The sequence below is a fragment of the Acidocella sp. KAb 2-4 genome, assembly GCF_020567705.1.
In the GTDB taxonomy this organism is placed as follows: domain Bacteria; phylum Pseudomonadota; class Alphaproteobacteria; order Acetobacterales; family Acetobacteraceae; genus Acidocella.
Genome location: NZ_JAJDJU010000012.1, coordinates 83,296 through 92,422 on the forward strand (window position 1 = coordinate 83,296; position 9,127 = coordinate 92,422).

7 protein-coding genes are annotated in these 9,127 nt (G+C 68.0%); 5 read left to right on the plus strand and 2 right to left on the minus strand.

Annotation, left to right across the window (positions count from 1 at the left end; genetic code table 11):
* Positions 1-87 precede the first annotated feature (87 nt).
* The 5 genes from cydD to LI953_RS09760 all read left to right on the plus strand — a co-directional run bounded on the left by cydD (position 88) and on the right by LI953_RS09760 (position 6,605).
* Positions 88-1,827, plus strand: a complete 1,740-nt coding sequence (gene cydD / locus LI953_RS09740; protein WP_227075876.1) for a thiol reductant ABC exporter subunit CydD — start codon at positions 88-90, stop codon at positions 1,825-1,827.
* On the plus strand, positions 1,815-3,488 hold the full coding sequence (gene cydC / locus LI953_RS09745; protein WP_227075877.1) for a thiol reductant ABC exporter subunit CydC: 1,674 nt from the start codon (positions 1,815-1,817) through the stop codon (positions 3,486-3,488). Before cydD ends, cydC begins: the two co-directional genes overlap by 13 nt.
* Positions 3,489-3,611: 123 nt before the next feature.
* Entirely contained in the window at positions 3,612-5,237 is a 1,626-nt protein-coding gene (locus LI953_RS09750; protein WP_227075878.1) for a cytochrome ubiquinol oxidase subunit I, read from the plus strand.
* 26 nt (positions 5,238-5,263) lie between these two features.
* Complete coding sequence (gene cydB, locus LI953_RS09755) at positions 5,264-6,400, plus strand: cytochrome d ubiquinol oxidase subunit II (RefSeq protein ID WP_227075879.1); 1,137 nt, start codon at positions 5,264-5,266, stop codon at positions 6,398-6,400.
* A 13-nt stretch (positions 6,401-6,413) separates the two neighbouring features.
* Entirely contained in the window at positions 6,414-6,605 is a 192-nt protein-coding gene (locus LI953_RS09760; RefSeq protein ID WP_227075880.1) for a hypothetical protein, read from the plus strand.
* 170 nt (positions 6,606-6,775) lie between these two features.
* Here the strand turns inward: LI953_RS09760 and LI953_RS09765 are convergent, their stop codons facing one another.
* Together LI953_RS09765 and LI953_RS09770 are read right to left on the minus strand one after the other, a co-directional pair.
* Positions 6,776-8,476 carry an adenosylcobalamin-dependent ribonucleoside-diphosphate reductase gene (locus tag LI953_RS09765; RefSeq protein WP_227075881.1) on the minus strand — a complete coding sequence of 567 codons (1,701 nt, stop codon included), beginning with the start codon at positions 8,474-8,476 and terminating at the stop codon, positions 6,776-6,778.
* Positions 8,473-9,127 (minus strand): hypothetical protein (locus tag LI953_RS09770; protein WP_255643134.1); only part of this gene is annotated, 655 nt, incomplete at its 5' end. The genes LI953_RS09765 and LI953_RS09770, both read right to left, overlap by 4 nt.

Genomic DNA, 9,127 nt, shown 5'->3' on the forward strand with positions numbered 1-9,127 from the left:
GGGGGCTGGCGCTTGTCCTCACGGCGCTTGCCGGTTAGTGCCAGAGGCGCGCGGCGTGCCGCGCCGGACTGGGAGCGTTGAGCAGGCATGAGCGACCGAATCGATCCGCGGCTGATGCGAGAAGGGCGGCGCACGCGCGGCGCGCTCAGGGCCAGCATCGGGCTGGGCCTCGTCTCCGGCTGGCTGATCATCGCCCAGGCCGTGCTGCTGGCGCAGATCGTCAACCGCATCTCCTTCCACCATGCGCAGCTGAGCGCGGTGTCGCCCTTCCTGTGGGGGCTGGCCGGGCTGTTTGTGCTGCGCGCCGGGCTCACCTGGGCGGCCGAGATCACCGCCTTCCGCGCCGCCGCCGAGATCAAGACCGGGCTGCGCGCCGAGCTGCTGGCGCGGCTCTTCGCGCGCGGGCCGGTGGGCGCGGCGGATGAGGCGAGCGCCGATGTCGCCGCCACCATGCTGGAGGGCATCGAGGCGCTGGAGCCGTATTTCTCGCGCTACATGCCGCAGATGGCGCTGTGCGTGGCGGTGCCGCTGGCGATCCTGGCGCTGGTCTTCCCGCTCGATCTGTATTCCGGGCTGATTCTGCTCGTCTCCGGGCCGCTGGTGCCGGTGTTCATGGTGTTCGTCGGCTACCGGGCGGAAGCGATCAACCAGCGGCAATGGGAAAAACTGCTGCTGATGAGCACGCATTTCCTCGACATGCTGCAAGGGCTGACGACGCTGAAGCTGTTCGGCCGGGCGCGCGACGAGATCGAGATCGTGGCGCGCATCACCGATGATTACCGGCGCACCACCATGGCCGGGCTGCGGGTGGCGTTTCTCACCTCGGCGGTGCTGGAATTCTTCGCCTCGGTGGCGATCGCGCTGGTCGCGGTGCTGTTTGGCGCGCGGCTGCTGCATGCGCGCATCGATTTCTACCCGGCCTTTCTGGTGCTGCTGCTGGCGCCGGAATATTTCGTGCCGCTGCGCGGGCTCTCGGTGCATTACCATGCACGGATGACCGCGATCGCCGCCGCGAAACGGATTTTCGCGCTGCTCGACGCGCCGGTAGCGGCGCCGGGCGAGGCCCCCGTGCCCGCGGGGGAGCTGGCGATCGCCTGCGACGGGCTTGGTTTCGCCTATGCCGGAGGCAAGGTGATCGACGGGCTGAGCGCGCTATTTCCGGCCGGGGCAATCACCGCCATCGTCGGCGAGAGCGGGGCGGGCAAGACCACGCTGGCACGGCTGCTGCTCGGCTTCATCCGCCCGCAAGCGGGGGAGATCCGGGTGAACGGCGCGGATCTCGCGCAGATCGCGCCGGAGGAATGGTGGAAGGCTCTGGCCTGGGTGCCGCAAAATCCGCGCCTGTTCGCGGGCAGCATCGCGGATAATCTGCGCCTCGGCGCGCCGGGCGCCGATGAGGCGGCGCTGCGCGCGGCGGCGGCGCGGGCCAAGGCGCTGGACTTCATCGAGGCGCTGCCGGGCGGGTTTAACGCCGATGTCGGCGAGGCCGGGGCAAAACTCTCGGGCGGGCAGATCCAGCGCCTGGCGCTGGCGCGGGCGTATTTGAAGAACCCGCGCTTGCTGATCCTGGACGAGGCGACCGCCAATCTCGACATGGAGAGCGAGGCGCTGGTGCTGGGCGCGATCGCGGAAGTCGCGCGCGGACGCACCGTGATCGTGATCGCGCACCGGCTGGCGATGGCGGCGCGGGCCGACCAGGTGCTGGTGCTGCAGGATGGGCGGGTGGCGCAGGCCGGGCCGCCGCAAACCCTGGCGGCGCAGCCGGGGCCGTACCGCGAACTGCTGCGCGCCTATGAGGGCGAGGAGGCGCTGCCATGCGCGAATTGATCCGTCTGCATCGGCTGTTCAAGCCGCACCGGGGCTGGATGCGCGGCGGGCTGGCGCTCGCCTGCGTCACCATCCTCGCCAATTTCTGGCTGATGACGCTCTCGGGCTGGTTCCTCGCCGCCACGGCGGTCACCGGCCTCGCCAGCTACGCGGTGCAGAACACGTTCAATTTCTTCACCCCGGCGGCGTCGGTGCGGTTTTTCGCGACGCTGCGGGTGGCCTCGCGCTATGGCGAGCGCCTGGCCACGCATGAGGCGACCTTCCGCCTGCTCGCGGATCTGCGGGTGTGGTTTTACACCGTGCTGGAGCCGCTGGCCCCGGCGGCTTTGCAGGGCTATCGCAGCGCCGATCTGCTGTCGCGCATCGTCGCGGATATCGACACGCTGAACCTGTTTTACCTGCGCGTCTATGTGCCGCTGCTGGCGGCGGCGGTGACGATTCTGGCGATGGTGCTGTTTTTCGCCGTGTTCTCCTGGCCCGCGGCGCTGGTGCTGGCGGCGGGGCTGCTGCTCACCGGGCTGGGCGTGCCGAGCGCCACCGGGCTGGCCGGGCGCCGGGCCGGGGCCGAGACGGTGCGCCTCTCCGCCGCGCTGCGCGCCGAATATGTGGACGCGGTGCAGGGCATGGGCGAGCTGCTGACCTATGGCGCCGCCCCGGCGCTGCAGGCGCGGGCCGCGGCGTTGCAGGCGGAGCTGATCGCGGCCCAGGGCCAGATGGCGCGCGTCACCGGGCTGGGCGCGGCGGCCGCCAGCCTCGCCACCAATTTCACCCTGCTCGGCGTGGTGATCGCGGGCGGCGCCAAGGTGGCGGCGCTACGCCTCGCCGCGCCCGACCTCGCGCTGCTGGCGCTGGGCTGCATGGCGGCGTTCGAGGCGGTGGCCCCGCTACCCGCCTCGTTCCAATATCTCGGGCAGATCGCCAGCGCGGCGCGGCGGATTTTCGCCCTGGCCGACACCAAACCCGCCGTGGCGCCGCCCGCCGCCCCCGCCCCGGCGCCGCAAGGCTACGCGCTGGCGCTGGAAAATGTGTCATTACGGTACACTCCGGAGTCGCCCTGGGCGCTGCGCCACTTCACCTTGCGCGTGCCGCAGGGCCGGCGCGTGGGCATCACCGGCGCCACCGGCGCGGGCAAAACGACGCTGATCAACCTGCTGTTGCGCTTCCATGAATTCCAGGAGGGCGAGGCGCGCTTCGGCGGGCATGATCTGCGCGCCTATGGCAGCGCCGATCTCGCGCATCACATCACTGTGATCTCCCAGCGCAGCTATCTGTTCCACACCACGATCCGCGACAACCTGCTGCTGGCCAAGGCCGACGCCGATGAGGCGGCGCTGTGGCACGCGCTGGAGGTGGCGCAGCTCGCCGGTTTCGTGCGCGCGCAGGCGGATGGGCTGGATACGCTGGTCGGCGAGGCCGGAATCAAGCTTTCTGGCGGCCAGGCGCGGCGTGTGGCGCTGGCCCGCGCGGTGCTGAAGGACACGCCCTGGCTGGTGCTGGACGAACCCACGGAAGGGCTGGATGCCGCCACGGAGCGGGAATTCCTCGCCGATCTCGCCCCGCTGCTGGCGGGCAAGACGGTACTCTACATCACCCACCGCCCGGCCGGGCTGGCGCTGATGGACGAGGTGCATGCGCTTCGCTCGGGGCAGATCGCCGCCTGAGGCAGGAATTGTCTGGCCCGCAACGGGGCCGGATTGATCTATATCAACTACACCTTAAGCGAAAAGCTTCTATAGGCGGAGCGGCTTAAAAAAGGCTTTTTTACACAGCTGGAGCTCACGCGTATGTCGTTAATCGATCCCAGTGTCGTCGAGTTATCGCGACTTCAATTCGCGCTAACCGCGCTTTACCACTTCATCTTCGTGCCACTCACGCTCGGGATGACCTTCCTGATCGCCTCCATGGAGACGGTGTATGTGATCACCGGCAAGGAGATCTACAAAGAGATGACCCATTTCTGGGCCAAGCTCTTTGGCATCAACTTCGCCATCGGTGTCGCCACCGGCCTGACCATGGAGTTCGAGTTCGGCACCAACTGGTCGATGTACTCGCATTTCGTGGGCGACGTGTTCGGCACGCCGCTGGCGATTGAGGGGCTGATGGCCTTCTTCATGGAGTCGACCTTCATCGGCCTGATGTTCTTCGGCTGGGACCGCCTCTCGCGCCCCGCGCATCTGGCGGTGACTTGGCTGACCGCGCTGGGCTCCAACCTCTCGGCACTGTGGATTCTGATCGCCAACGGCTTCATGCAGAACCCGCAGGGCGCGTCGTTCGACCCCGACACCATGCGCATGCAGTTCACCTCCTTCCTGAACCTGGTGTTCAGCCAGGACGCGCAGGCCAAATTCGTGCACACCTCGATCGCGGGCTTCGTCACCGGCGCGCTGTTCGTGATGGGCATTTCCTCCTTCTACATCCTCACCAACCGGCATAAGGCGCTGGCGGCCCGCTCGTTCCGCATGGCGGCGCTGTTCGGCGTCATCTCCTCGATGGCGGTGGTGACCCTGGGTGACGCGCTTGGCCGCCTGGACTACCTCGTGCAGCCGACCAAGATCGCGGCCATCGAGGGCCTGTGGCAGGATTCCAACGCCCACAGCTCGGCCGCGGCCGCGCCCTGGCTGGTGTTCGCCCTGCCAGATGACGCCAAGCAGACCAATTATGCCGAAATCGGCGTGCCCTATGTGCTGACCCCGCTGATCACGCACTCCGAGAACACCGCCGTGCCCGGCCTGATCTCGCTGGAGCAGCAGGCTGGCCCGCGCATCCTGAACGGCATCAAGGCGCTCAATGCCCTGCAGCAATACGGGCAGGACCATGACGCCGCCGCGCTGGCGACGTTCAAGCAGTATGAGAACGATATGGGCTATGGCTTCCTGGCCCAGAAGAACGCGCCGAACCAGGATCTGACCCAGATCACCCCGGCCAACCAGGACGCCATCGTGGCGCAGACCGAGAAGGATACGATCCCGAACGTGTTCGTCACCTTCTGGTCGTTCCGCATCATGATGTTCCTGGGCTTCTACTTCGTGATCCTGTTCGCCTTCGCCTCGTATTACAGCCTGCGTAACGAGCTGGAGAAGCACCCGCTGCTGCTGAAGGCGGCGCTGTGGTCGATCCCGCTGCCGGTGATGGCCTGCGAGTTTGGCTGGATCACCGCCGAGGCTGGCCGTCAGCCCTGGTCCGTCTATGGCTGGCTGCCGACCTTCCAATCGGCGTCGAGCCATCCGGTCGGGTACATGGTGTTCTCGCTCATCGGCTTCGCGCTGCTCTACAGCGCCTTCATCGCCGCCGAGCTGTACCTGATGTTCAAATTCGCCCGCCTTGGCCCGCAGCACCATGCGGAACCGTCCGTGGGCGGCACCGCCACGATGTTCGGCAAGCCGCAGCTGGCCGATAAGTCCTGGCAATAACGCCGCGCCACTCAGGAGAAGTTTAAATGGAACTCTACGTTGTTCTCAAAGTCATCTGGGCGGTGCTGCTAGGCGTGCTGCTCACCGGGCTCGCCGTGATGGTGGGCATGGATATGGGCGTGGGCACGCTGCTGCGCTTTGTCGGCAAGACCGACAAGGAGCGCCGCGTGGCGCTGAACATCATCGGCCCGCACTGGGACGGTAACCAGGTGTGGTTCATCCTGGGCGGTGGCGCGATCTTCGCCGCCTTCCCCACCCTCTACGCCACCTCGTTCTCGGTGTTCTACGTCGTCATGATCCTGCTGCTGTTCAGCATGATCATGCGCCCCGTGGCCTTCGAATACCGCTCCAAGGCGGGTAATTCCTGGCGCGCCACCTGGGACTGGGCCTTCCTGATCTCCGGCGCCGTGCCGATGATCGTGTATGGCGCGGCCTTCGGCAACGTGATGGAGGGTGTCGGCTTCCACTACAGCTGGACCGGGCAGTATTTCCAGGATGAGTCGTTTCTCGGCTATCTGCTCAACCCGTTCGCGCTGATCTGCGGCGTAATGTCGCTTAGCCTCTCCATCGCGCAGGGCGGCACCATGCTGATGCTGCGCGGCGAGGAGCCGATCTTCGGGCGCGCCCGCAGCGCGGCCATCGGCGGCGCCCTGGTGGCGGCGGTGCTGTTCGCCATTGGTGGGGTGTGGGTCGCGCACATGAACGGCTTCGCCTTCACCGCGCCGGTGGACCCGAACATGCCGGCCTCGCCGCTCACCGGCCAGACCGTGGCCGTGCAGGCCGGGGCCTGGATGCACAACTACCAGAGCTACCCCATCCTGTGGGCGCTGCCGGCGCTGGGCTTTGTCGGCATGCTGGGCAACCTGCTGATGAACGCCGCGCGCAAGCCGGCGGTGGCTTGGTGGGCCGGGGCGCTCGCCTGGGTGGGCGTGATCTTCACGGTCGGGGCCAGCATGTTCCCCTTCCTGATGCCCTCCACCACCAATCCGAACCAGAGCCTGACCGTGTGGAACTCGATCGGCTCGCAGTACAGCCTCGGCTGGATGCTGCTGTTCGCCCTGGTCTTCACCCCGGCGATCATCGCCTACACCTCGTGGTGCTTCTATGTGATGCGCGGCAAGGTGAAGGTTGAGTCGATCACCGACGACTCGCACAGCTATTAAGGAGGTCCGATCAATGGGCAAGCTTTTCAAAATTGTCGGGCTGGCGCTGACGCTGGCGCTGGGCGTGTTCCTGGCGGTGGTCGCGGGCGATTACGGCCCCTGGTACTTCGCCTGGCTGGTGGGCACGACCATGATCGTGCTCATCGCCGCCGCCGGCGCGGTGATGTTCGACACGCAGGAAACCAACTCCAACGGTAAGGTGTAACCATGCTGGGCGATCTCGAAGGCCTGATCATCTTCATCCCCTTCCTCTATTTGGGCCTCACTGCGGTGGCGTATCTCATCACCCGCAAGATGTTCCCGTAAGACCAGGGGCATAAGCGCACATGGCCCGCGGCGGAGCGTATCCGCCGCGGGTTTTTTATTGCCCGGCGTTCAGCCGCGCGCGCTCAGCACGCCGCGCTCGGGCAAATCCCGGAACACGGTGCAGCCCTTCAGCCCCAGCGCGTGGGCCTGGCGGTACACCCCGGCGAAATCCGCGAACCCGGCGTCGGCGGGCAGGTTGATGGTCTTGGCAATGGATTGATCGACATGCGCCTGCAGCGCCGCCTGCATGCCCAGATGCGCCGCGGCCGGCAGCGCCGCCGCGGTGGTGAAGGCCGGGGGCAGCCCGCCGCCGCGCGCCGCGCGCCAGAGCCGCACCGCATGGTCGGTGACCAGCACGCGCTGCGGGGCGCCGAGCGGGCCGAGGATGGTGCGCTCGGCCTCGGCGGCGAAAACCGGCTCGATACCCGAGGAGACATTGCCCGCGAGCAGGCTGATGGTGCCGGTGGGGGCGATGGCCAGCAAATGGCTGTTGCGGATACCATGCGCTGCGATAGCGTCACGGATCTCGGCGGGCAGGGCGCGGATAAACGGGGCGGCGAGATAGGCATCGCGGGCAAAGGCGGGGAAGGCGCCCTTCTCCGCCGCCAGCGCCGCCGAGACGCGGTAGGCGGCGTGGCAGATCTCGCGCATCACCTCCCCGGCCCAGGCACGCGCGGCCTCGGCCCCGTAATCCAGCCCCAGCATGATCAGCGCGTTGGCGAGGCCGGTGACGCCCAGCCCCACCCGGCGCTTGGCCCGCAGCTCCGCCGCCTGGGCGGGCAGCGGGGCGTGGGTCACGTCCAGCACGTTATCCAGCATGCGGATGGCGGTGGGCACGGCGGCGAGCAGAGCGGCGCGGTCCAGCCGCGCCTGGGGGGTGAAAGGGTCGCGGATGAAGGCGGCGAGGTTGAGCGAGCCGAGATCGCAGCCGCCATAATGCGGCAGCGGCACCTCGCCGCACGGATTCACGGCGCTGATCTCCTCGCAATAGGCGAGGTTGTTCATGCGGTTGATCTGGTCGATGAACAGCGCCCCCGGCTCGCCCGTGGCAAAGCTGGCGCGCAGCATGCGCTCCCACAGCGATGCCGCATCCACCACGCGCTCCAGCCGGTGCGGCGGCGCGGCGGGGAAGCGCAGGGTCCAGGGCGCGGCGGCGTCCACGGCGCGGATAAAATCGTCGGTGACCAGGACCGAGAGGTTGAAATGGCTGAGCACGCCCGGTTGCTGCTTGGCGGCGATGAAGGCTTCGAGATCCGGATGGTCACAGCGCAGAACCGCCATCATCGCGCCGCGCCGCGCGCCAGTGGATTGGATGGTGGCGCACATCGCGTCCCACACCGCCATGAAGGAGACGGGGCCGGAGGCGACATTGCCGGCGATGCTCGCCGCCATGCCGCGCGGGCGCAGGGTGGAGAAATCATAGCCGACGCCGCCGCCCTCCTGCATCGTCACCGCGCCCTCCTGCAAGGCGCGGAAGATGCCTGGGATGGAATCCTCGATGCCGCCCATGACGAAGCAGTTGAGCAGGGTGACCCGGCGCGGCGTGCCCGCCCCGGCGAGAATCCGGCCGCCGGGGAGGAAGCGGAAATCGCGCAGCGCGGCGAGGAAGCGCGTTGCCCATTCTCCTCGCTCGCGCGGCTCGGCCTGGGCCAGCGCGGTGGCGACACGGCGCCACGTCGCCCCGACATCAGGCTCGGCGCTGCCGCCATGGCGGTAACGCTGCGCCCAGATCAGGCGCGCGATGTCGGTCTCCAGCCCGGCGGCGCTCATGGTGGGGGCTCCGCGGAATCGAACACCACCAGATACATGCCCGGATAGGCGAAGGGATCGGCATCTGGCGGCAGCACGGCGGCCACCGCGCGGTCATCCACCGCGTTGTGCAGGTAATCGGCGTCGAGCACGGCATGGCGGTCGAGGAACACATTCATCATCGCGGAGACGCGCACGCAGCCCTTGGAATCGGGGCGGCCGAGGCGAGGCTCTAGCACGTCGGGGTCGGTGGCGTGCACCAGCAGGCGGATCTCGCCGGTCTGGCCATCATCCAGCCAGCCCTCGGCGGCGGTCTGCCAGCCGAAATCCCACACCCGGCGGCCTTTGATGCCCAGCCCGCGGATATGGTTCTCGTTATAGGTGCCCTCAGCCCGGTAATCGAGAATGCCGGTGGTGTGCGGGAATACGCCGGTGGGGGTGATGAAGAAGCCATAGCGCCCGGCGCGGCCGGTGGAGACCTTGCCGCCGCCGATCACCGCCCACGGCCCGGCGGGGCTGGCGAAGATCACGCGCAATTGCTGCACCGCCGGGTTGCGGTCCACGGCGAGGACGAGCTGCGGCTGCGCGAGGCGGTAGGGCGAGGCGGCGAGGGTGGCGCGGGTGCGGGCGATCCAGCCAGCATCCTCGGCCGGGCTGGGGGCGATGTCGCCC